Genomic DNA, 24,346 nt, shown 5'->3' with positions numbered 1-24,346 from the left:
TGTTTTCTCGCTGAAAATTTATCCATTGCCCTGGTGCGATAAAAATTGTTACTTCGGTACAGCCCGCATGGCATCTGGCCTGACCAGATTGTAAGTGCAAGATTTAGCTAACAAATGTGCAAAATAAATAAAACTTTTGATGCATTGAATTAACATCCTGTTAAACTAAACTTAAAAAGGCAATACAACCCTTTTTATTTTTTGGCATGTTTTTTTGGTGGAAGTGCCCATGCAGTTAACAATTATAAATAAAATCACGTTAGGCTTTGGCTTATTCGGCTGCTTATTATTACTTACCAGTATTCTTTCCTATTTTGGTCTTAGCGGAATAAAAGATTCTGCACAAGACGTTGTAGAGCAAAAGATGCCAGTTCAGACCAGCATGGTAAAAGTAAAGACTGAGATCCTCTCTTTATCAGTGATTACTGCCAACGGGTATCATGTCGAAAATAGAGAAGAGCTGGTCGCAAACAAAGAGACGTTTGATACTTTATCTTCCGCATTCTCTGACGACTTGTCTCGTTTAAACTCACTTATGCCAAATAACGCGGTAGCCAGTAACGCTGTCGACGTTAGTCTAGCCTACGTTAATAGTAGTAACGACATGTATACCGCTATCAACGAGCGAATGAATATCGAGAAGGCTCTTGCTGCACAGCTTGAAAAAGTCTTAATGACGGCCGATGAGGCTAGTGCGTTAATGCTAGATCTTTCCTATTTAGAGGGAAATAACCCCAGTATTGAAACGCTAATTGGTGCGGGTACTGCAATAGATAATAAATTGCTCACAATGAATGATTCATTCATTGAACTGGCTGAAACCGATAACGCTACGCAAAGTGCGAGTATTATTGAAGATTTAGAATACCAATTGAGTAATTTGCAGGTAGATAAAGACTATGTAAATCGTTTGGCCACAGGGGTTGATGATGGCGGTACGATAGCTTCTTTTAACGAACAATATGATTTACTGATGGAAGCGGTAAACGGCACAAATGGATTAATTGCTTTGCAGCGACAAAAACTTTCTGAAGTAGACAAAGCGGCGAAAGCTCAGAAGGAAGCAAAAGAAGCGTTAGAAACCGCACTTGCCGACATTAATACTTTGTTTGACGCTGTCCAGAAGCAATCTCTTGAAGGGCAGAACGCTATTCTTGAATCTGTTCAGGCCAACCTTGTGCGCAATATCATTGTCGCGGCACTGGGCTTGGTTGCTGCAATATTTTTAGCGGTTATTGTAACCCGTAGTATTTCCAAGCCCCTTGGCCGTATCAATAAAGGCTTAAGTCAGCTAAGTAAAGGGGATTTAAGCACCAAATTGCCTCAAGAGGGTAATGACGAGTTTTCTGCCCTTTCCGCAAAAGTGAACAGCCTAACCGATAGTTTACGAGAGCTAGTGGGCAATATATTAGAGCAAGAAAAACGCCTTATAGACATTACAAAAGAAAGCGTAGAGCTGGGTAATAAGAGCTTATCTGAGGTAGACAAGCAACGTGAGCAAGTAACGGTAACGTCTACGAATACAAAACATGTACAGGAAAAAAGCCGCAGCAACCTCGCCCAAATTAATGAAGCAATGGACGCCCTACGCGATATAACAAAGCAAAGTACAGACATTGGTCAATTGGTACAAAAAAGCAGTCAGCAGGTGGGTAATCAAGCCAAACAGGCGGAATCTTCGGCGCAGATCATTAATCGTTTGGACGACAACTCTCGCAATATTGGCAGTATCTTAGACGTGATTAAAACGATTGCAGAGCAAACCAACTTGTTAGCATTGAATGCAGCCATTGAAGCTGCAAGAGCTGGTGAACAAGGTAGAGGCTTTGCGGTTGTTGCGGATGAAGTGCGAACGCTAGCCAACCGCACCCATGACTCTACGGAAGAAATTGAGCAGATGATTGGGAACTTACAAAAAGATGCTGCGCAGGCAGTAAAAGCAATTAATGCAGGGCGCGAACAAGCGCAAGAAGGGGTGGAAATTACCCAGCAAGTATCTCAACAAGTAGAGAGTATTAGAGAAATCATTGAGCGGTTAAGCGATATTAACGAACACATTGTGGCTGATACCGAACAACAAGATGTTTTACTTGGTGATGTTGCGAAAAGTTTGAACCGCATAGTTGCTCTAGCCGACTCCAGTGCGCAAAGCACGCGCCAGTCGAACGAGTCGACAATGTTGTTGGATGCGCAAACTGAGAGCTTGAGAAAAGCAGTAGAGCGGTTTCACCTGTAATCGCTGAATTAGCGTAACTGACAGCAGGCGCAGCTGATTAATTATCAAAAAAAACCGCTCATCAGAGCGGTTTTTTGTATTCTTCTTCGCAGTTGTGCTTAAGCAAGTTCGGCCAAGCAAAGTTCATCGTGAATTTGCTTGCACCACGCTTTAACGCGCGAGTCAGTTAGTTCTGGTTGACGGTCTTCGTCGATTCCCAAGCCAACAAAGTGATTGTCGTCAGCCATGCCTTTAGACGCTTCAAAGTCGTAGCCTTCAGTTGACCATTGACCTACTAAAATCGCACCTTTGGCTTCAACGATGTCACGTACCATGCCCATCGCGTCTAGGAAGTACTCTGCATAGTCTTCCTGGTCTCCACAACCAAAAATAGCAACTAGCTTGTCGTTGAAGTCAATTTGCTCTAGTTCAGGAAAGAAATCATCCCAATCGCATTGCGCTTCACCGTAGTACCACGTAGGGATACCAAAGATAAGCAAATCAAATTCAGCGATGTCTTCTTTACTGCTCTTGGCAATGTCTTTAACATCAATTAGCTGTTTACCCAATTCCTTCTGGATCATTTTCGCAACATGTTCGGTATTACCCGTGTCACTTCCGAAAAATAGGCCAACGCTTGCCATATCTAACCTCTATTAATCGTTACTAATTAAACGCCTGTGCTTAGCCAAAACCATTCAATAATGCCCTTCGCAAGAAACCCTAATGCGCCTAAACCTAGCACACCGTACGTTACCACTCGTCCAATAAGTGGCACATCGTTCTTACGCAGTACATCGTGTACAGCAAAACCCATCAATCCAAAAAGGATAGATAAGCCGCCATACAACATGATGGACTCAATGAGTTCGTAATTTTCTGCAAGCATAGTGTTGTTACTTAAAAAAATCTGGCGCAACTATATCACAGTATATACGCCTGTAAGAGCCTAAAACGTTCAAAAATAGGTAATAATAGTCATTCTCATCTTAAATGATGATGAAAACCCTTCTTTAAGACGATTTATTGAGCGTTCTTTCTACAACGGCGTTAAAGACCGCTGGCTTTTCTGCATGTAACCAGTGGCCAGTACCTTCTATTACATGTGCTTTAGCCTTGGGAAAATAACGCGTTATTTCATCGCGATAGGCTGGCGTAATATAATCAGACTCACTGCCCTTGATGAATAAGGTTACGCCATCAAATGTTTGATTTGTTTGTTCCCAATCAATAATGTGTGAATAACTTGCAATTAATCCATCGACATTAAAACGCCATTTCCAATCGCCATTTTCATCTTGATATAGGCTCTTCAATAAGAATTGTCGAACGCCTGGCTCTTTCACATGTTTAGCCATTTCTTTTTCAGCATCTTTTCTACTTTGAATTGCATCTAAGGGAACGGCCTTGAGTCCATCAAATACGGTTTGGTGGCTATGGTCGTAAGATACTGGTGCAATATCGGCGACAATGAGGTGAGAAACAACGTCGCCGTGGTTTAAGGCTAATCTCATGGCTACTTTGCCGCCTAATGAGTGGCCTAAAACCGCGCTTTCTCCAATATTAAGCGATTGCATAATCTCGAACACCCCATTTGCAGCATCGTCGACAGAAAATGAAGATGTCCATGGGGATTCACCGTGGTCAGGTAGATCAATGCTGATCACGTTGTAATTAGACTCAAAGTGGCGCTTAATGCCGGCTAAATTATCGGCATTTCCAAATAGTCCATGAATGAGAATCAGCCAGGGAGAGGTAGAAGCGCACTCCGAAAGTTTGTAGTTCAACTTCACAATATACTTATCCGTTTCTGAACATGCTGTTCAAACAAAATAAGGCCTGTAAAAACAGGCCTTGTTTAATTCACAATTTCAATTAATTAATGGCGTAATCGTCGAGTGACTTACCGCTATCTAGCGCTTCTTTATAAACGCGAGGCATGCGTCCTATACCTGTCCAAAGGTGTTCTTCACCCTTGCTATCAACAAGCTTGAATTTAACCGGACGTTTTTTGCCAACCTTTTTGTTTGTTTCTACATTTAATGCCTGTAGATCTTCAACATTTAAACCCGCTTCTTCCATTTGCTTTTTAATAGCAGCGAGCTTCTCTAATTTTTCTTTCTCAAGCTTTTCTTGTTCTACTAATTTTTCTTTTCTTTTCTCAATTATACCGCTAAGTTTTTCTTGAATTTGTTCAAGTTCTTCAATGCTTAATTCCTTAACAGCACCTTGTAAACGTCTTCCATGGGTTAAAATATCTAAAAAATCGCTCATTAATTAACCTTAATACGTTGTACTTAATTTCTATTGGATAATAAATAAAAGTAGCACAAAAAAAAAGCGAGCCAAGCTCGCTTTTTAAAAATATCCGTTAAATAGCATATTAATACTTTAAATTACATGTTCGGGTAATTTGGTCCGCCGGCACCTTCCGGAACTACCCATTTAATATTTTGACTTGGGTCTTTTATGTCGCAGGTTTTACAGTGAACACAGTTTTGTGCATTAATTTGGAACCGTTTTTCACCTTCCTCTTCAATTACTTCATATACACCAGCAGGGCAGTAGCGCTGTGCTGGCTCTGCAAATTTAGGTAAATTAACCTGCAAAGGAATAGACGGATCTTTTAATTTTAAGTGGCAAGGCTGGTCTTCTTCGTGATTTGTATTAGATAAAAATACAGAAGACAGTTTATCAAAGCTTAACACGCCATCTGGCTTAGGATATGAAATCTCTTTTGCATCTTTCGCTTCTTTAAGCTGTGCGTAGTCTTTATGTTCGTCTTTCATGGTGAAAAACAAATTACCATTAAAGATATTTTGCTCTAGCGTGTTAAATGCGCCACCCCAGAAATTTCCGAGTTTGTGGATAGCGGGGCCAAAGTTACGAGAGCGGAACAATTCGTCGTATAGCCACGATGATTTAAATTTCTCTGTAAAGCTTGTTAACTCTTTTACTGGTGCCTCAGCATTTTCTGAAATGGCTTCAAAAATACTCTCTGCTGCAAGCATGCCCGACTTCATGGCCGTGTGATTACCTTTAATTTTGGCAAAGTTTAGCGTTCCGGCTTCACAGCCGACGAGTAAACCACCTGGGAAGGTCATTTTAGGCAACGAGTTAAACCCACCTTTAGCGATAGCTCTTGCGCCATAAGAGACACGTTTACCGCCTTCAAGGTACTGTTTAAATACGGGGTGGTGCTTTAAACGTTGAAATTCATCAAACGGGCTTAGGTATGGATTGTCGTAGTTTAGGTCTACGATTAGGCCAACGAACACTTGGTTATCTTCAGCGTGGTATAAATAGCTACCGCCTGTTGCATCGTCAAGTGGCCAGCCTGCACTGTGAACCACAAGCCCTGGCTGGTGCTTGGATGGGTCTATATCCCAAATCTCTTTAAAGCCAATAGCATAATGTTGCGGTGAACTGTCTTCGTCCAGCTTAAAGTGCGAAATGAGGTCTTTTCCTAAGTGACCGCGACAGCCTTCTGCAAACACTGTGTATTTAGCGCGTAGTTCCATACCTGGCATGTAGCCGTCTTTAGGTTCGCCGTTTTCACCCACGCCCATGTCGCCGGTAAGTACACCGCCAACACTGCCATCTTCATTGTAAATAACTTCAGAGGCCGCAAAGCCAGGGAATACTTCAACACCTAGTTGTTCAGCTTGATCTGCCAACCAGCGACACACATTACCCATAGACACAATATAGTTGCCATCGTTGTGCATGGTTTTCGGAGTAATAGCGTTAGGTAACTTTTTCGCTGAAGTCTCATCATTAAGTAGGTAAATGTGGTCTTCAGTTACTGGTGTATTGAGAGGTGCACCTTTTTCTTTCCAATCAGGGAAAAGTTCGTTTAGTGAACGCGGCTCAAACACGGCACCAGAAAGAATGTGTGCACCTACCTCGGAGCCTTTTTCGACCACACAAACCATTAGCTCTTGGTCTTTTTCATTTGCAAGCTGCATAAGCTTACAAGCCGTTGATAATCCAGCTGGGCCGGCACCGACGATGACTACGTCAAACTCCATCGATTCTCGTTCCACGGGAGGCTCCTTATGTTTGTATTTTTATAATGCACTATTGATGAAACAAATAATGCTTTGTGTCAAAAACATGTAAATTAATTGTCGTTTTGCAAGGTAATGCAGGTTGACGTTTACGTCAACAGTAAGTACATTGCAAAGCAGTTTACGTTAACGTTAACTGGCAGTGTATTATAACTGCTCGTAAACGTGGTGTTAACGGCGTTTTAAGGCTAGCCTTTAAAAAACGTACGTTCCACGGATTCTTTTTTAACGTAGAGCACATTGTTAAAGTTTCAAAAAGCGTGGTGAAGTAATACGTTTTTAATTATTAATAGTTAATTATTAATGAAACGTAATAGACACCGACGAACTCAACAATTGAGGTAAATATGAAAATACTCGTACCGGTCAAACGCGCGATCGACTACAACGTTAAGGTAAGAGTGAAGGCCGATGAGTCTGGCGTAGATCTTACCAACGCAAAAATGGCCATTAACCCTTTTTGCGAAATTGCTGTTGAAGAAGCCGTTCGATTAAAAGAAAAAGGTGTGGCCACTGAAATCGTTGTTGTTTCAATTGGTGATAAGAGCTGCCAAGAACAAATACGTACAGCACTAGCCCTAGGTGCTGACCGTGGTATTCAAATCAATACCGACCAAAATCTTGATTCACTTCAAGTGGCGAAGCTGTTATCTAAAGTAGTTGAAGAAGAGCAACCACAGCTTGTTATTCTTGGTAAGCAGAGTATCGACTCTGACAATAACCAAACAGGACAGATGCTTGCTGCACTTACTGGTATGCCGCAGGGAACTTTTGCGTCAGAAGTCGTTGTTGACGGCGAAAAAGTAAATGTAACCCGTGAAATTGATGGCGGTCTTCAAACTGTTGCACTTTCGCTTCCAGCGGTAGTAACCACAGATCTTCGCTTGAATGAGCCGCGTTATGCATCGCTTCCTAATATCATGAAAGCAAAGCGCAAACCGTTAGACGTTAAAGCGGCTGCGGATTTTGGTGTTTCACTTGACTCAAACGTTAAGGTGCTAAAAGTGACGCCTCCGCCTCAGCGCGAGGGTGGCATTAAAGTGGCAGATGTTGCTGAGTTGGTAGACAAGTTAAAAAATGAAGCAAAGGTGATCTCATGAGCGTACTCGTATATGCAGAACACGATAATGCAAGCTTAAAGACTGAAACGCATAAGCTTGTGAATGCCGCGCAGAAAATGGGTGGCGATATTCACGTGCTAGTCGCAGGTGAAGGTTGCCAAGCAGTAGCTGAAGCTGCGGCGCAAATTGACGGTGTTGCAAAAGTACTTGTTGCTGACAATGCTGCTTACAAACATCAGCTTGCTGAGAATACGGCTGATCTAGTTGTAGAACTTGCTGCTGACTACAACCACATTGTTGCTGCTGCAACCACTACAGGTAAGAACTTCATGCCTCGCGTAGCGGCTTTATTAGACGTAGCGCAAATCTCTGACATCATTGGTGTAGAGAGTGAAGACACGTTTGTACGCCCAATTTACGCAGGTAATGCTATTGCTACCGTACAATCATCTGACGCGAAAAAGGTGATTACTGTACGAGCTGCATCATTTGATGCTGCAACAACAGGCGGCAGCGCAGAAGTTACGTCTTTAGACGTTGTTAAAGGTAGCGAGAAGTCTGACTTTGTATCGGCAGAATTAACTGAATCTGAACGCCCTGAGCTCACTGCAGCAGAAGTGGTAATTTCGGGTGGTCGCGGTATGCAGAACGGCGACAACTTCAAGCTTCTTGAGGGCATTGCTGACAAGCTAGGTGCTGCTATTGGTGCATCACGCGCCGCAGTAGATGCTGGGTTCGTTCCGAATGATATGCAGGTAGGTCAAACAGGTAAAATTGTTGCGCCTCAGCTATATATTGCTGTAGGTATCTCGGGCGCTATTCAGCACCTTGCAGGTATGAAAGATTCTAAAGTCATTGTTGCTATCAACAAAGATGAAGAAGCGCCAATCTTCCAGGTTGCTGACTACGGGTTAGTAGGTGACTTATTTGATGTACTTCCAGAGCTGGAAAATTCGTTGTAAATCGAATTTTAAGGTTTAGCAAAAAAAGACAAAAGGCTGCGTATACGCAGCCTTTTTTGTAGGGAATCGTTATAAAATAACTAGAGTAGTTACGGGTATGTTTTTTAATGGAACAATAATTTAAACGCGCACCACTGAGTTGTCTTCTATGCTCACAGGTGAGGGAATATAAGCATCTGCTTCCCAATCGTTTTCCCATTTTTCACCATCGATGAGATAGCGAAACTGGTACTCGTGATCCTTCTCTAAATCAACCGTTAATGTGAAGTCTCCACTTTTCAGTTTCTTCATCGTTAGTGGCTGTGATTTCCAGTCAGTAAAGTCACCACACAACGCTGCTTCTTTGGCGTCTTGCGCCGCTTCCGCATTTAGTCGAAATGTCACTTTGCACAGAGGTTTTGATTTAAGGTATTGTTTCTTAAGACTCATAATGTGTTTTCCCTTCAACGTAGCGAAATCATTCCCGAGGCTACTTCGCATTAAAGACTAAGCTCAAATAACAACCGCCGGTTAACTCATAACCAATGAGTGATTAAATAATCAACGAAAATCTGATAATTATCAATCTTACTTTGTATTCTTTTGATAATTTTTTATATTAGGGCGGCTGATTTTTATGTGTATTTTAAAAACAATTAACAGACACAAAATTTAACAATCTTAAGTGGGCACAATAACCACAAATCAGTACACTAGTGTTGAAACAATAATAATAGATTTTCGTGGGTTATCAGGTGGTATGTGAAAGTGCAATACATCGTTGCGTCCGTTTCACTCGCGTGGATTTCCTTCGTTCCTAGGGATAGTAAATGAAAAACTCCATCTTGATGAAAAGTGGCATTCCACTAATCATAGTTTTGGTCGCGTTTATCGCCGCGACAGTCATGATCAAATCACGTAAGCCACCAGAGCAAGTACCCGTGGAAATTCCAGCTTTTTTGGTTGAAGCGAAAGAAGCAACAGCAGAGGCCGTGAGCTTTATCGTAAAATCTCAGGGTAACGTTGTTCCACGAAATAAAACTGCGTTAAGTGCGCAGGTCAGTGGCCAAGTAGTGAGTTTGTCTGATGTATTCATAGCTGGCGGTACATTCAAAAAAGGGGATGTGCTGGCAACACTTGAACAAGATGATTATCGCACGGATCTTAAGCTTGCAGAGGCTGAATTAGCTCAAGCGCAAGCAGCGCTTCAAGAAGAAATAGCTCGCGGCAAAGTAGCAGAGCAAGAATGGCGATCGGTGAGTAGCGTTGCACCGCCTGAGTTGGGTTTACGTAAGCCGCAACTGGCAAAAGAACAAGCAAACGTTAAAGCTGCAGAAGCCAAACTAGAGCGTGCAAAACGCAACTTAGCAAGAACGCAAATTACAGCCCCTTATAATGGCATTGTGGTTGAACGTAATATTGACCTGGGTCAGTTTGTATCAATGGGCGCAGTACTTGGTACAGTGTACTCCACCGATACTGCAGAAGTCAGGCTGCCTATTACTGACAGCGATTTAATGTTTATCAATATTGCCGGACAGTCCAATGACGGCGCTCCGGTTTCGTTAACGGCCTCTGTGGGCGGTGTGAAACGTACTTGGGAAGGTAAACTGGTGCGTTCAGAAGGTATTTTAGATACAGGCAGCCGAGTAGTATATGCCATTGTGGAAGTACAAGATCCTTACAATCTGAAATCTTCACACAATGCCCCCCTTCGTTTTGGTCAGTTTGTAGAAGCAGAAATCACATCTCGTCAGAATGAAGAATTGGTGGTGTTGCCTCGTAGCATTTTACGTTTAGACAATACCGTACTGACTGTTAACGATAATCGTGAGATTGAAATAAAGCCTGTTGAGGTTGCGCGTACAACCGCTAAAGAAGTGTTTATTCGTTCTGGCATTGAGCATGGAAGCCTGGTAGTGAGAAGTGCCGTACCAAACCCGTATAATGGCATGAAGGTTCGTCTACCAGGTGATGAGCCAGTGCTATCTGATGCCGCTGAATCGGATGCTAGCGAAGATAACGATAAAGTAGAGAGCACGTCCACCGAAGGTGAAAGCGAATGAGCCGTATTGATACCAATAAAGGGCTTATTGCCTGGTTCGCGCGTAACAGCGTAGCTGCAAACCTTCTGATGTGGTTGCTTGTAGTTGGCGGATTATTTGGTGCCTTCAGTATTCAGAAGCAAGTATTTCCCAATTTCGAGATAGACGTTATTAACGTTCGCGTACCGTATTTAGGGGCCGCACCTCAGGAAGTAGAAGAGGGCGTACTGCTTAAAATTGAAGAGTCAATTAAAGACCTAGAGGGTATTAAGCAGCTTAATTCCACAGCAGTTGAAGGTATGGGTACGGTAAGTATTCAGGTGGAAGAAGACTATGATGTTCAATCTTTACTTGATGAAGTTAAAGTACAAGTTGACGCTATTCCGAGCTTCCCCGCAGATACTGAAAAGCCCGTTATTTACCGTCAAAAAATACAACAAGACGTAATTTGGCTCTCGGTTTACGGTGACGCGTCTGAACGGGAGTTAAAAGAGTTTGCCAAAGATTTGCGCGACGACATTGCTAACCTACCTGGTATTTCAAGTGTTCAAGTTGTTGGGGCAAGGGACTATGAGATTTCCGTTGAGCTTTCGGAAGTTGATTTGCAAAAATACAACCTTACATTCGCCGATGTCGTTGCTCGTTTAAGTCAAACCAGCGTCGACTTACCCGGCGGCTCAATTCGCACTGAAAATGGCGATATTCTGCTTAGAACGAAAGGGCAAGCCTATACTGGTTGGGATTTCTCGCAGATTGTATTAGTAACAAACGGTAACGGCACGCGCGTGACATTAGGTGATGTGGCGTATATCAACGATGGTTTTATTGAAAATAACCAATATGCGCTATTCGACGATAAACCCGCTGTTAGTTTGCGAGTGCGTGCGGTAGGTGATCAAAACGCATTAGAAATCTCTGAGCAAGTTAATACCTATATTGAGAGTCAGAAATCGGAATTTCCGGCGCATATTACAGCTGATACGTGGGGCGACAGTTCGTTCTACTTAGCTGACCGACTCAACATGATGCTGGAAAACATGTTCTTCGGCGCGCTTCTGGTTTTCTTGGTACTTTCTTTGTTTTTAAAAATTAAGCTCGCGTTTTGGGTCATTGTGGGCTTGCCGGTTTGTTTTCTTGGCACCTTGTTAGTTATGCCGCTAGATATGGTTGGTGTGTCTATCAACATGCTTAGCCTGTTCGCGTTTATTCTTGTGCTGGGTATTGTGGTTGACGACGCCATTATCATGGGGGAATCGGCGTATTCTGAAATAGACAAAAAAGGCCATAGCGCTGAAAACGTGATAGCGGGCGTCAAAAAGGTCGCTATGCCAGCAACATTTGGCGTGTTGACAACCATTGCCGCATTCTCTCCCATGCTGATGGTATCTGGGCCGTTTGGAATTATTTGGAAAACCATCGGTATGGTGGTTATCGTATGCCTTATTTTCTCGCTCATTGAGTCCAAACTAATATTGCCGGCTCACTTGGTACACATGAAGCTTAAGCCTTACGATCCTGAAAAGGCGAATAGATTTCAAAAGTTCCGAGATTTCTTCAGCGAAGGTATTAAGACGTTTATAAACAATAAATACGCGCCATTTTTGGCTACAGCTGTACGAAATCGCTACACCACGGTTGCTGTGTTTATGGCTATGCTGATCCTCACAGTAGGCCTGTTCGGTGGTGGTATTGTACGTTTTGTATTTTTCCCGAATATTCCTAGCGATTTTATGATTGCAAGTTTCGAGCTTGAGCCAGGCTCATCGCTTGAACAGCGTGATAATGTACTGACTACGCTTCGCGAGGCCATGCACCGCATGGACGACAAAGTAGCTGAAGAGTCGGGTGAAAACGTTATAAAGCACGCCATTGCCTTTGATAATGGCAACCTTGGGGGAGAGATTTTCGCAGAGCTTACCAAAGGTGAAACGCGTACGCTGACAGACTTTGAAATTCAAGACATGTGGCGTCAAGAGTTACCAGAAATCCCAGGTGTTAAGTCGTTTAATATTAGTTCTCCGGGTGGCCCAGGTGGTGGTTCAGACCTGAGCTTTGAATTTAGCTCAAGCGATATTAAGGCCCTTCGTTCGATAAGTGATGAACTTAAAGAAGCGTTGGATAAATACGAAGGTGTTACCGACATTAACGACACCTTCTCAGGCGGAAGCGAAGAAATTCAACTCGCGCTGAAACCTCAGGCTGATGCGTTAGGTATTTCTTTGCGTGATTTAGGTCAGCAGGTTCGCTTTGGTTTCTATGGTGCGGAAGTACAGCGTATCCAGCGTGACGATGAAGAAATCAAAGTGATGGTGCGTTATCCGAAAACGGAACGTAGCTCTATAGAGCATCTTGAAAACATGCGTATCCGCGCGCCAAATGGGGAAGAAATTCCGTTTGAGCAGGTGGCGACATTTACAGTTGGTCAGGGCTTTGATTCAATTATTCGTGTCGATGGTAAACGCTCGGTAACCGTAACTGGTGCAGTGGATAAAGCGTTGCTTGACCCGTCAGAAGTAACCAATGATGTGATTGAAAATCTGATGCCGGATCTATTAGCGCGGTATCCCAAGGTGGACTTCCAGCTTCAAGGTAACTCGAAAGAGCAGGCTGACGCTATGATCAGCCTAATGCAGGGGCTTCTATTTGCACTCTTTGCCATTTATACCTTGCTTGCTATTCCACTTAAATCGTACAGCCAGCCTTTCATCATTATGTCGGTTATACCTTTTGGTATCGTAGGCGCCATTGTGGGGCACTTGGTATTAGGTATGGCGGTAAGCGTACTTTCTATCTGCGGTATAATTGCGTTGTCTGGGGTTGTAGTTAACGACAGCTTGATCATGGTGGATTTCGTTAACCGTGCGCGCAAAGAAGGCATGTCGCTAATGGATGCTGCTATTAGCGCAGGTACTCAGCGTTTCAGAGCAATTATCCTCACCTCACTAACAACGTTTATGGGGCTTATGCCAATTGTTTTTGAGCGCAGTTTACAGGCTCAAGTTGTGATCCCAATGGCTATTTCATTGGCCTTCGGTATTTTGTTCGCCACGGTGATCACCTTGCTGCTTGTCCCAGCGCTGTACCTTATTTTAAATGACCTTAAAAGCGTGTTTAAAGGTCGAAAACATACGCAAGTTACGACAGAAAGCTAAATAGAAAATGCCGGTTGAAACCGGCATTTTTCGTTTAAGGAATAAAAATGAAGAAAAATCTAATATACGCTGCCATAGTAGCGGCATCAGCAGGTTTAACCTTGGCGTGTACAAGCTCGTATACCGAATCTACTAGTTCAGTGCAAGGTGAATCACAAAGTGGCGGCATGCCAAAAGTGTCCGACTATCCAGAAACCAAAACTGTGACTCAGCAAGACAACTATCATGGCACTGTAGTGAGCGACCCATACCGCTGGCTAGAAGAAGAAAAGAGCGAAGAGGTAAGTGCTTGGGTTGAGTCTCAAAACACCCTTGCTCGTCCTTACCTGGCTGAATTGCCCTCTAGAGAAAGATACAAAGAACGTCTAACAGCGCTGTGGGACTACGAAAAATATTCAACGCCTTATATGGTAAACGGCAAGCTGTTTTATTCTTATAACGACGGCTTGCAAAACCAATATGTACTTTACATGGCTGATGGCGTTAATGGAAAGCCTGAAGTTCTGATTGACCCAAATACATTGAGTGAAGATGGCACAGTGTCTATGGCGTCAACTGAACTAAGCCCTAAAGCCTCGCTCTTAGCCTACATGCTTTCTGACGGTGGCACTGACTGGAAAACTATCCACGTTCGTGACACCAGTAATAGGTCAGATTTAACTGATATTATTAAAGGCATTAAGTTTTCAAATATCGCGTGGTTGCCCGATGAAAGCGGCTTTTTCTATTCACGTTACCCCCAAAATGAAGCTGGTAAGTATGATGATAGCCAAACCGTATCTATCTATTTTCACGCAATAGGTACAGCGCAAAGTGAAGACAAAAAGGTTTTTGCGTTTGACAATAAACCTACATGGAACCCTTATCCTTCGGTTGTTCAAGATGGCAAAACACTGCTCATTTCTGTGTTCGAGGGATATCAGGCGAATGGTGTTTATGCTAAATCGCTGGTAAATGATGACAGTGAGCTCGTTTCGGTTTTCGACAAATGGGATGGCCGTTACGACCTAATTGGCGAGCATGACGACGAGTTATTTTTCACATCTACAGCAAATGCCCCTACAGGTAAGGTTATTAAGGTTGATTTCGATGATGGCGTTAAAGCAACGGAAACCGTAATTGAAAGTACATCTGATACCTTGTCGAGCGTTTCACTATTGGGTGAAAAACTTTTTGCTCAGTATCTAAAAGATGTAAAAGGGCAGGTAAGTGTATTTGATTTAAACGGCAAGAAAATAGATGAAATTGCGTTTAATGATATTGGAAGTGTTAGCGGGTTTTACGGAAGCAAAAATGCCGATACAACGTTCTATAAACTTACGGGGTTCACTAACCCTGGCCAAGTATTTGCGTATGACGTAAAAAGCGGCGAGTCATCATTATTTAAATCCATCGATACCGGTGTTAATTATGATGACTACGAAACAAAGCAAATTTTTTACACCAGTAAAGATGGAACAAAAGTTCCCATGTTTATTGTGCATAAAAAAGGCTTGAAGCTAGATGGAAATAATAAAACGTTACTGTACGGGTATGGTGGTTTTAATATTTCACTGCTGCCCCGCTATTCAGTATCGCGCATGGTATGGGTAGAGCAGGGCAATGTACTGGCCATAGCTAACTTACGTGGTGGTGGTGAGTATGGGCAACAGTGGCACAAGGCTGGGACTAAGTTAGATAAGCAAAACGTATTTGATGACTTTATCGCAGCGGGCGAGTATTTGGTTGAAAGTGGCTACACCACGCCTGAGAAAATGGGTATTCAAGGTGGGTCGAATGGCGGTTTGCTTGTTGGTGCGACCTTAACACAGCGCCCGGATCTCTTCTCTGCTGCCTTACCTGCAGTCGGCGTGTTAGATATGCTTCGCTATCACACACCTAGTGCAAATGCGCGAGCATGGTCCTCTGATTATGGGTTAAGTGAAAACAAAGACGAATTTGAAGCGCTTTATGCTTATTCGCCACTTCACAACACTAAGCCGGGCACGTGCTACCCAGCTACATTAGTTACTACAGGTGATCACGATGACCGAGTTGTGCCGTGGCATAGCTATAAATTTGCAGCTCAACTACAGGCTGACCAAAGCTGCGATAACCCAATTCTACTTCGTGTTGAAACTCGAGCTGGTCACGGTGCGGGTACGCCAACGTGGATGCAAATAGAAGGGTATGCCGACCAGTGGGCCTTTTTGGAGTCCGCTCTCAACTAGCGCATATATACTGCTATTAAATAGAAGCCGCTTTAAAAAGCGGCTTTTTTGTTTGCATTTTAAACAAATGAACATATACTGTATAAATATCAGTATGGTTTATTTTGAGTCTTATCTTGGTTCGCTAAAAAGCGCAACGTTTAGGAGATAGTTATGCAAACAGGCATTAAAGCGGTTGATCAGCTTATTTCAAAACACGGCATTATGGCAGAATTCGGATCAGACACGTTTCAACGCCGTAGCCGCTTGACTGGGGGCGACGAGCGCGCAAATGGGTTGCCTTTCTGTATGTATCAAAAGGTGGCACATGCCCCTTTGTCTCATCAATTTACCGTGCATCACTTTTATATGCCGGGTAATAAGGGGAAATTAGCGAGCTTTTTGTTTAATGAAAAAGGGCAGTTAATTGAGCAGGTCTACTACCAGAAAGTTGCCCGCTGGGTGGAAGTGTGCAGAAAATTACAGCAGCTAGTACAAATGCCTACGTCTGATATTCATATGGCGGCGTAACAGGCACAAAAAAGCGGTAACGTTGTTCAACGTTACCGCCTATTTACGCAATCGGTAGATAGCTCGAATGAATAGAACTAACTACTTATCTTTGCTTAGAAGTAAGTGTATTTAAACTCAACACCCCAAATACGAGGTTCGTTTACGATACCCGTTAAGTTTGCAAAGTCGATTGCACCTTTAACGTTATATTCGTCAGTAATGTTACGACCGAATAGCGCTACCGTGTAGTTGTGCGCAAAGTTCTCGTAACCAATGCGTAAACCACCTTCGAAGTTGTCGTCAGTAGTAAATTCAACCGCTTCATATAGGAAGATGTTGGTTTCGCCTTGGAATGCCCAATCAGTAAACACGAAGAATTCACCGTCATCGCCCATAGGGATGGTGTAACGTGCTGTGAAGTTAAAGATTGACTCAGGCGCTTGCGGGAAAGGGTTTCCGTCAATGATTGCATTGAATCCATCTGGGCGCTCATCAGTTACTGTACAGTAGCCAGTGAAGCCATCAGATGCGCTTGTACCACAAGGTGCAACCGTTAAAGAGTCATCTTTAATCTCAGTGTGGTTATAGCTGTAACCAGCAGTGAAAGTTAGTTCATCAGTCGCTAGCCATTGAGCGTCTACTTCAAAACCGTAAGCTTCACCTTCATCAGCATTTACTAGTGCAGTAAAGTTGTTACCGCCACCAATGGCCGAGAACTGCATGTCATCAACGGTATAGTAGAACGCAGCAGCGTTTAGACGTAGTGTGTCGTCGAATAGGTCTGACTTAATACCCACTTCAAAAGAGTTGATCGTTTCTGCGTCTGCAACTGAAGGTGCACCTTCAAATGCAACGTCACGACCTTGGATAGTTTGCGCTCTGAAACCATTAGCATAGCGAGCAAAAACAGACATGTCGTCAGTTACACGGTAGTTTGCACTTAGTTCAAAGCTTGTTTGACCGTCATCTACGTTGATGTCTTCGTAATCCTGAACGGCAGCAATGCCTAGAACAACGGCAAAGCCGTCAACGTTCTGTTCGCCAACCACAAGAGACTTCTTGTCGTGAGTGTAACGGATACCACCAGTAACGTTTAGCTTGTCGTTAACTTGGTAAGATGACTGACCGAATACCGCCCATGTTTGGTTTTCATGGAATACCGTAGTCGCGCCAAAGAAACCGTCGATGCTGGTTACGTTGAACGATGCATCGTAATAGAAAGCACCTACTTGCCAGTTCATTGGGTCGCTGGTGTTGCTTGCTAAACGAAATTCTTGCGTGTACTGCTCTAGATCGTCAAGGTTATCTTGAGTTACAAAGTTTTGTGAAGCAATTGCATCGCCGTCGATGTCGCCAAGGCTAGAACCTTCAGCGGTTTCAATTGCAGAGATTGAAGTAAAGGTTACATCGTCCATGTCGTATTCTAATTTAAGTGATGCACCTAAACCTTCATAAGACTGTGGGTTGTTATCTGTACCGTTACCTTCTAGATCGCCGTCGTAGCTTACTGTTTCGCGGTCGTAGCTATCGTTAAGGTCATTACTGCCTTTATTAAAAACGTTTCCACGGAAAATTGAAGCAGTACCGTCTAAGTCGCGGCCGTGTACGTTGAGAAGTGCAGAGAAGTCCGCTGATGGCTCCCAAAGAAGCTGTAAGCGCCATGCTTTTTCGTCGAAGCCGCCTAATGCGTCGTTTTGACCTGTTGCTGCGTTGTCGATGTAATCATCACGCTCTTGTGACAATACAGAAAGACGGGCAGAAAGTTCGTCAGTAAGACCGCCGCTAATAGCGCCTTCAAAGTTCATTGTACCGTATGAACCGAAGCCTGCTTTCGCGTAACCTTCAACGTCTTGGGTTGGTTTTACTGTATCAAATTTGATGATACCAGCAGTGGTGTTACGACCAAATAGTGTACCTTGTGGGCCACGAAGTACTTCAACTTGCTGAACGTCGAAAAGCGGGAAGCTTTTAAGTACCACGTTTTCCATTACCACTTCGTCCATGATAATAGAAACAGGTTGTGATGCAGCAAGGTCGAAGTCGGTGTTACCTAGACCACGAATATAAAAACGCGGTGCAACACGACCATTTGATGACTCAGCATAAAGACCTGGTACGCGAACCGCTAGAGCAAGAATATCTTCACCGCCAGAGAATAGGCTTTCGAATTTCTCACCGCTTAGTGTCGCAACAGAAATAGGTACTTCCTGAATTGACTGAGTACGCTTTTGCGCAGTAACGGTAATCTGTTCAAGTGAGGCTTCTTTTTTTTCTGTCGTCGCGGCCTCTTGTGCAAGAACTGAAGAGCTGAACGCAGCACTAACGGCTAACGCTAGTGTGGCGATTTTGTGTGTTCTCATGTTTCCACCAAGATGATTTTAAATTTATACTTTTGTAGTGTTTTTAGCACAAAAAATAACAATCTATGCTTGGCGCTGCATTTTACACAAACTTTTACATAAAAACTTCAAATTTGTGCAAACCAAGGCGTTTTTCATCGAAAATGCACAATATTAGTTAGATTGAATATAACTAAAAAGCCTGTGTGCACAGGCATGGAACATCAAACTTAATAGAGAGATATTTTTTGGTGCAAGTAGTCTACTAACCATCTAAATCAAATTAGCCTCGCTTGAATTTCGCTCGGTATTGAGAAGGTGATAAACCAGTCGTTTTTTTAAATAGTCGAGTGAACGAGCTAAGGTCTTCATAGCCTACAGCGCTAATCACGCTCTCTAACGGCATACTAGAGGTTTCTAAGAGCTTTCTCGCGTGCTCAATGCGCAGCGACTGTAAATACTGACCTGGTGTAATATCACACGCGTTTTTAAATCGGCGTATAAGTGTGCGTTCGGTCATATTATGCCGTAGCGCTAGTTCGCTTAGCGTACATTTATTTTGTACGTTCTTTTCCAGAAAAGACTGTACCGCTTTAATGTCCTTGTCTGAGTGAAATCGTCGCTGACGACTGCTGGCATAAATAGTTTGGCTTGTTCTGGACACATCCAAAACGTGGGATTTTGCCGTATCGCTCGCAATCTGATGACCACAGTAGCGTTCTATCAACAAGATAGATAAATCAATCCACGCCATGCCGCCGCCTGCACAAAACACCGTATCGTCTTCAGTAACCATTTTCTCAGGTTGTAAGTTTACTGTAGGGTACATGGCCTTAAATTTATCTGCATATCCCCAATGTGTAGTGGCAATTTTATTATCCAATAATTCAGATTGGGCCAAAAGGAAAGTACCGGTGCAATTGGCGGCAATGTCGGCCCCCATTTTCTGAAGACGCCTTATATGTACAAGCAGAGGCGCTGTGCTTTCTAGCACTTCATCAATATCGCCACCAATGGTAGGAATTAACAAGATATCAGTCTGTGAGACTTCTTCGATGGCGATATTGGGCTGTAGAACAACTTGATTAGAGCAAAGAATAGGCTGCCCATGGTGACTGGCCAACTGTACTTTAAACTGAGGGTTGGTTGGTAAGTTGTGTATTCGCTGCCAACTAATACCTGCGAAAGCAAATACATCGAGGGCTCCTGTAATGGCAGATGCCAAGGCTTGGTTAAAGCCGAGTACGGTAACGGTGAACTTCGTGTTATTCATAAAAATAATTCGAGTTATAAAATAAGATAAAACTCAGTGATTGTTGGCGTGATTGACCATTATTGTGTCATTAATGACAATGATGGCACGATAACGAATATGACACAATGTGTTAACAAGTTTTCGTAGAGGACAGGACACCATGGCCGATCAACTTATTCCCCGCCGTGAAATGCAATTTCAGCTGTACGAAGTATTAAACACCGCAGCCTTATGTGAAAAAGCTCGCTTCGAAGAGCACAATGTAGAAACCTTCAACGCTGTTATTGATATGGCCGAGAAGATGGCAGAAGAGTTATTTCTTCCTCATAATGCCGTTGCTGATAAAAACGAGCCTACATTCGATGGCACTAAAGTCTCTATGATTGACGACGTAAAAGTGGCCTTCGATACTTATAGAGAATCGGGCTTTATCGCGGGTCACTTCGATTTTGAAGATGGCGGCATGCAGCTTCCTGTTACCGTGATGAATGCCTGCGCGGGCTATTTTTTAGCGGCAAACCCATCGTCAACCGCTTACCCTTTCTTAACTGCGGCGGCCGCTAATGTCATTAAACACTTTGCCTCCGAAGATATCAAAAGTGCGTTTCTATCAAAAATGCTAGCGGGTGACTTCACTGGAACCATGGCACTTACCGAGCCCCATGCCGGTTCGTCACTTGCTGATATTCGTACATCAGCAAGGCCGCAAGATGATGGTACGTACCGAATCAAAGGCAGCAAGATTTATATATCAGGTGGTGAGCATGAGCTTTCTGACAACATCGTACATTTGGTGTTGGCGAAAATTCCAGGTGGTCCAGCTGGTGTAAAAGGCATCTCCTTATTTGCTGTACCTAAATACCGCCTAGACGCTGAGGGCAACCCAGATGTGCGCAACGACGTTACCCTTGCTGGCCTTATCCATAAAATGGGCTACCGAGGTACAACTTCAACCGCACTAACTTTTGGCGAAAATGGTGACTGCCACGGCTACCTGATTGGCGAGCCGCACCAGGGTTTGCGCTACATGTTCATGATGATGAACGAAGCACGCATTGGCGTGGGCTATGGTGCTGCCATGATAGGGTATCGCGGGTACCGTTACTCACTAGAATACGCAAAAGATCGTACCCAAGGTCGCGCTGCGCCTAATCTTGCGCCAGAAGACGAGCCTACACCTATTATCAATCACGGTGACGTGAGACGTATGTTGCTAGCGCAAAAGGCCTACTGTGAAGGCGGTATGTCCCTCTGCTTGTACGGCAGCATGCTCATCGATGAGATGGAAACGGAAACTGACAGCGAAAAGCGTACCGAACTTTCTCAGCTTTTAGATCTTTTAACACCCGTGTTCAAAGCATGGCCTTCAGAGTTTGGCCCTAAAGCCAACGATTTGGCAATTCAAATTCTAGGTGGTGCGGGCTATACCCGTGAATATCCTGTTGAGCAGTGCTGGCGAGATAACCGCTTAAACCCAATTCACGAGGGCACGAATGGTATTCAGGCGTTAGATCTGCTGGGAAGAAAGTTATGGCAGCACGACGGCAAAGGTCTTCAAGTTCTGCTTTCTCGTGTAATCAGTGATATGAAGCGCGCAGAAACACCGCGAGCGCAGGCACTAGCTGCAAAATTAAAACCTTATCTAGACCAGCTTGGTGGTTTAATTCAACAGGCAGCAGCCGATTTGCGCTCAGATAAGCAACCAGTCTTGCTAACCAATGCGAGTTGCTTCTTAAACGTATTTTCAAGTTGTGTGGTGAGCTGGATTTGGCTACGCCAGGCAAATGTTGCCGAACAAGCACTCGCTAACGGTGCTGGCGAACAAGATGCTGACTTTTATGAAGGTAAATTAGCGGCCGCGGAATACTTCTTAAATTGGGAATTACCGCTGGTCAGTCGCGATATTGAAGTGCTTTCTTCACGCGAGGCAACGTGTAACAACGTAAAAGCGAGTTATTTTTAATCATTCAAAACAAAGAGCATGCGCAGTGACTTTTATTTAACAGCGTTGCGCTTGTTCACGAAATTGGAGTACAGCTAATGAATGTAGCTGCAAATGTCGAAGGCAAGCATATTCTTATTACTGGTGGAGGCTCGGGGATCGGCGCTGCATCGGCTCGCGTATTGAGTGCGCGTGGTGCAACAGTCGGTATTGCCGACTTAAACGAAGAAAACGCCAAAACATTGGCTGAAGAAATTGTTGCTGCAGGTGGCAAAGCCTATGCGGTGGCTGTGGATGTTACCGAACCGGCTCAGGTCAAAGCGATGTTCGACACGGCGCTTTCTCATAACGACAAGATTGACGTAATTATTAATAACGCGGGTATCGACCATTTTCCAGCTCCGCTAACTGAAGTCGATGACGCCATGTTTATGAAGAATATTCAGGTCAACTTAGCTGGCGTATGGTATTGCATGAAAAACGCCCTCAAGCATATGACGGCGACAGGCGGTGGCCACATCATCAATATTGCCTCTGTAGCTGGATTGCGGTCTGCGCCTATGATTAGTGCTTACAGCGCTTCAAAACATGGGGTAGTGGGGCTTACTAAATCGGCGGCGGTGGAATACGCAAGGGCGAACATACGCATAAACGCTGTTTGTCCAAGCTTTGTAGATACCCCTATGGTGCAAGGCGTTTTATCAAAATTGGATGAAAGAGGCCAAAAAGGGCTTATTGGCGCAAATCCAATGAAGCGTTTGGGTAAACCAGAAGAGATTGCTAATGCCATTGCTTGGTTGTGTAGTGATGAGTCGTCATTCATGACGGGTCAGTCCGTAGTACTTGACGGTGGTATGTTGGCCTAGAGTAGGCACCGCAACAAGCGTTAATAATAGAAATTAAGCACAAAGCACTTTATCAGCAAGAATTAAGGATATGACAATGAAGAACCTTTTTGATTTAACAGGAAAAGTGGCACTGGTTACAGGTGCAAGTCGCGGTATCGGTGAGTCTATTGCCCGTTTGCTTGCCCAGTATGGCGCGCATGTAATTGTATCAAGCCGCAAAATTGACGGCTGTGAAGCCGTTGCTTCTTCAATTCGTGACGCAGGTGGTAAGGCGACAGCGCTAGCGTGTCATGTGGGTGAAATGGAGCAAATTACAGAAGCATTTAACGTCATTAAGCGCGATTTTGGAAAACTGGATATTCTAGTAAACAACGCGGCAGCCAATCCTTACTTTGGGCATATCTTAGATACTGATCTTGGCGCCTACAATAAAACTGTAGACGTCAATATTCGTGGCTACTTCTTCATGTCGATTGAAGCTGGCAAAATGATGAAAGAGCAGGGCGGTGGCGTCATTCTAAACACGGCATCGGTAAACGGTGTAACACCGGGTGACATGCAGGGGATTTATTCTATTACCAAAGCTGCGGTTATCAGCATGACTAAGTCATTTGCAAAAGAGTGCGGTAGCTTGAACATTCGCGTAAACGCATTATTGCCAGGTTTAACCGATACTAAATTTGCGTCAGCGTTAACAACTAATGAGCAAATCTTGAAGCACGCGCTTAAAGTTATTCCACTAGGCCGTGTCGCTGACCCAGATGAAATGGCGGGCACGGTATTGTATTTAGTATCAGACGCTTCAACCTACACGACCGGCACGACAGTGGTGGTAGATGGTGGTATGCTAGCGTAATTAGATACAGTTATGAGATACGACCATGCATATATGGGTTGACGCCGACGCGTGCCCTGCAGTGATCAAAGACATTCTTTTTAAGGCAGCCAGACGTACCAAGCTGCCTTTGTCTTTGGTGGCTAACCATTCTATGTCTGTTCCACCAGATAAGCACATAACCTTAACGCAAGTGCCGTCAGGCTTCGATGCTGCTGACGATTATATAGTAGAGAAGTGTGAAGCGGGTGACTTGGTGATTACCAATGACATTCCATTGGCCGCTGATGTACTGGCAAAAAATGCGCTAGCGTTAAATAACCGTGGTGAAGAATACGACAAGTCGTCTATCAAGCAGATACTGGGCATGCGTGATTTTATGGAAACCATGCGCTCAAGCGGCGAACACACAGGCGGCCCAAAAGCCTTCTCCCAACGTGACAAACAAAACTTCGCCAACGCACTAGACCGACTCCTCACCCAAGGCCTCCGCAACCTCAAATAAAATAATGGGGTCAGAGTACATTAATTTGGGGGTCAGAGTACTTTAAATACTGAAAAAAGTACTCTGACCCCCATTGGGTTTTAGCAATCTCCACCACCGCCATCACTGCTACAAGATGAGCTTGAGCTACTGCTTGGTGTGTATATCGCTGAGGCGCCATCGCTTTGAGAGCCTGGCGTACCGCCGCGAGTCTTGGAAATAAACGTAATTAGGAACATCAACGCACATAGCGAAATAATAGCGATAGATGCTTTCCACTCACCGGTTACAGCTCCGCTATAACACGAGTACGCAGCCACGGCTAAACTAACAAGCCTTATTAGTAACCTCATAACGATCTCCTTTTTACCGGAAGGCATTAGGGGGAAAATGTACTCTGCCCCCATTTTTGCCATTTCTTTGGGGGCAGAAAAGTACTCTGACCCCATTATTTGGT

The 24,346-nt window shown here is 43.9% G+C and carries 20 protein-coding genes; 11 read left to right on the top strand and 9 right to left on the bottom strand.

Annotation, left to right across the window (positions count from 1 at the left end):
* Window positions 1-229: 229 nt before the first annotated feature.
* Window positions 230-2,236 carry a methyl-accepting chemotaxis protein gene (locus QVA83_RS15090; protein WP_156078452.1) on the top strand — a complete coding sequence of 669 codons (2,007 nt, stop codon included), beginning with the start codon at window positions 230-232 and terminating at the stop codon, window positions 2,234-2,236.
* Between the two features lie 98 nt (window positions 2,237-2,334).
* On the opposite strand, the gene fldA is transcribed toward QVA83_RS15090, so the two are convergent.
* From fldA to QVA83_RS15065, 5 genes are all read right to left on the bottom strand, one after another.
* The gene (fldA, locus tag QVA83_RS15085; protein ID WP_014949739.1) at window positions 2,335-2,859 is read right to left on the bottom strand and encodes a flavodoxin FldA; all 525 of its coding nucleotides are present in this window, start codon (window positions 2,857-2,859) and stop codon (window positions 2,335-2,337) included.
* 26 nt (window positions 2,860-2,885) lie between these two features.
* A complete protein-coding gene (locus QVA83_RS15080) occupies window positions 2,886-3,104 on the bottom strand; it encodes a DUF2788 domain-containing protein (protein ID WP_012519093.1) in 219 nt (72 codons plus the stop codon).
* A 124-nt stretch (window positions 3,105-3,228) separates the two neighbouring features.
* Entirely contained in the window at window positions 3,229-4,008 is a 780-nt protein-coding gene (locus QVA83_RS15075; protein ID WP_039236069.1) for an alpha/beta fold hydrolase, read from the bottom strand.
* An 82-nt stretch (window positions 4,009-4,090) separates the two neighbouring features.
* Complete coding sequence (locus QVA83_RS15070; RefSeq protein ID WP_278711955.1) at window positions 4,091-4,489, bottom strand: H-NS histone family protein; 399 nt, start codon at window positions 4,487-4,489, stop codon at window positions 4,091-4,093.
* A 122-nt stretch (window positions 4,490-4,611) separates the two neighbouring features.
* Window positions 4,612-6,261 (bottom strand): electron transfer flavoprotein-ubiquinone oxidoreductase, encoded by a 1,650-nt coding sequence (locus QVA83_RS15065; RefSeq protein WP_014949736.1) that lies wholly within the window; start codon window positions 6,259-6,261, stop codon window positions 4,612-4,614.
* 371 nt (window positions 6,262-6,632) lie between these two features.
* Between QVA83_RS15065 and QVA83_RS15060 the strand changes: the two genes are divergently transcribed.
* Window positions 6,633-7,385 (top strand): electron transfer flavoprotein subunit beta/FixA family protein, encoded by a 753-nt coding sequence (locus QVA83_RS15060; RefSeq protein WP_156078451.1) that lies wholly within the window; start codon window positions 6,633-6,635, stop codon window positions 7,383-7,385.
* Window positions 7,382-8,308: an electron transfer flavoprotein subunit alpha/FixB family protein gene (locus QVA83_RS15055; protein ID WP_014949734.1), complete on the top strand. Its 927-nt coding sequence runs from the start codon at window positions 7,382-7,384 to the stop codon at window positions 8,306-8,308. Before QVA83_RS15060 ends, QVA83_RS15055 begins: the two co-directional genes overlap by 4 nt.
* 120 nt (window positions 8,309-8,428) lie before the next feature.
* On the opposite strand, the gene QVA83_RS15050 is transcribed toward QVA83_RS15055, so the two are convergent.
* Window positions 8,429-8,737 carry an isoamylase early set domain-containing protein gene (locus QVA83_RS15050; RefSeq protein ID WP_014949733.1) on the bottom strand — a complete coding sequence of 103 codons (309 nt, stop codon included), beginning with the start codon at window positions 8,735-8,737 and terminating at the stop codon, window positions 8,429-8,431.
* A gap of 380 nt (window positions 8,738-9,117) precedes the next feature.
* Between QVA83_RS15050 and QVA83_RS15045 the strand changes: the two genes are divergently transcribed.
* The 4 genes from QVA83_RS15045 (at window position 9,118) to QVA83_RS15030 (ending at window position 16,204) form a co-directional block, all read left to right on the top strand.
* Window positions 9,118-10,353, top strand: a complete 1,236-nt coding sequence (locus QVA83_RS15045) for an efflux RND transporter periplasmic adaptor subunit (RefSeq protein ID WP_039236077.1) — start codon at window positions 9,118-9,120, stop codon at window positions 10,351-10,353.
* Window positions 10,350-13,484 carry an efflux RND transporter permease subunit gene (locus tag QVA83_RS15040; protein ID WP_156078450.1) on the top strand — a complete coding sequence of 1,045 codons (3,135 nt, stop codon included), beginning with the start codon at window positions 10,350-10,352 and terminating at the stop codon, window positions 13,482-13,484. Before QVA83_RS15045 ends, QVA83_RS15040 begins: the two co-directional genes overlap by 4 nt.
* A 47-nt stretch (window positions 13,485-13,531) precedes the next feature.
* The gene (locus QVA83_RS15035; protein WP_156078449.1) at window positions 13,532-15,694 is read left to right on the top strand and encodes a prolyl oligopeptidase family serine peptidase; all 2,163 of its coding nucleotides are present in this window, start codon (window positions 13,532-13,534) and stop codon (window positions 15,692-15,694) included.
* A 153-nt stretch (window positions 15,695-15,847) separates the two neighbouring features.
* Window positions 15,848-16,204 (top strand): hypothetical protein, encoded by a 357-nt coding sequence (locus QVA83_RS15030; RefSeq protein ID WP_014976734.1) that lies wholly within the window; start codon window positions 15,848-15,850, stop codon window positions 16,202-16,204.
* 95 nt (window positions 16,205-16,299) lie between these two features.
* Here the strand turns inward: QVA83_RS15030 and QVA83_RS15025 are convergent, their stop codons facing one another.
* Entirely contained in the window at window positions 16,300-18,546 is a 2,247-nt protein-coding gene (locus tag QVA83_RS15025) for a TonB-dependent receptor (RefSeq protein WP_156078448.1), read from the bottom strand.
* A gap of 262 nt (window positions 18,547-18,808) precedes the next feature.
* Window positions 18,809-19,798: a GlxA family transcriptional regulator gene (locus tag QVA83_RS15020; RefSeq protein ID WP_101564820.1), complete on the bottom strand. Its 990-nt coding sequence runs from the start codon at window positions 19,796-19,798 to the stop codon at window positions 18,809-18,811.
* 142 nt (window positions 19,799-19,940) lie between these two features.
* On the opposite strand from QVA83_RS15020, the gene QVA83_RS15015 reads away from it, so the two are divergent.
* From QVA83_RS15015 to QVA83_RS15000, 4 genes are all read left to right on the top strand, one after another.
* On the top strand, window positions 19,941-21,743 hold the full coding sequence (locus QVA83_RS15015; protein ID WP_287498638.1) for an acyl-CoA dehydrogenase: 1,803 nt from the start codon (window positions 19,941-19,943) through the stop codon (window positions 21,741-21,743).
* Window positions 21,744-21,820: 77 nt separating this feature from the next.
* Window positions 21,821-22,588 (top strand): SDR family NAD(P)-dependent oxidoreductase, encoded by a 768-nt coding sequence (locus QVA83_RS15010; protein ID WP_014976730.1) that lies wholly within the window; start codon window positions 21,821-21,823, stop codon window positions 22,586-22,588.
* Between the two features lie 76 nt (window positions 22,589-22,664).
* Window positions 22,665-23,426, top strand: a complete 762-nt coding sequence (locus tag QVA83_RS15005; RefSeq protein WP_014949725.1) for an SDR family oxidoreductase — start codon at window positions 22,665-22,667, stop codon at window positions 23,424-23,426.
* A gap of 25 nt (window positions 23,427-23,451) precedes the next feature.
* Window positions 23,452-23,910: a YaiI/YqxD family protein gene (locus QVA83_RS15000; RefSeq protein WP_014949724.1), complete on the top strand. Its 459-nt coding sequence runs from the start codon at window positions 23,452-23,454 to the stop codon at window positions 23,908-23,910.
* A gap of 80 nt (window positions 23,911-23,990) precedes the next feature.
* Here QVA83_RS15000 and QVA83_RS14995 read toward each other — a convergent pair whose 3' ends face one another.
* Window positions 23,991-24,242, bottom strand: a complete 252-nt coding sequence (locus QVA83_RS14995; protein WP_014979487.1) for a hypothetical protein — start codon at window positions 24,240-24,242, stop codon at window positions 23,991-23,993.
* Window positions 24,243-24,346: the final 104 nt, after the last annotated feature.

The sequence above is a fragment of the Alteromonas sp. AO-Serp genome (assembly GCF_017849675.1).
In the GTDB taxonomy this organism is placed as follows: Bacteria; Pseudomonadota; Gammaproteobacteria; order Enterobacterales; family Alteromonadaceae; genus Alteromonas; species Alteromonas macleodii.
The sequence above is the reverse complement of the archived record's forward strand: the minus strand, read 5'-3'. Positions and strand labels throughout refer to the sequence as shown.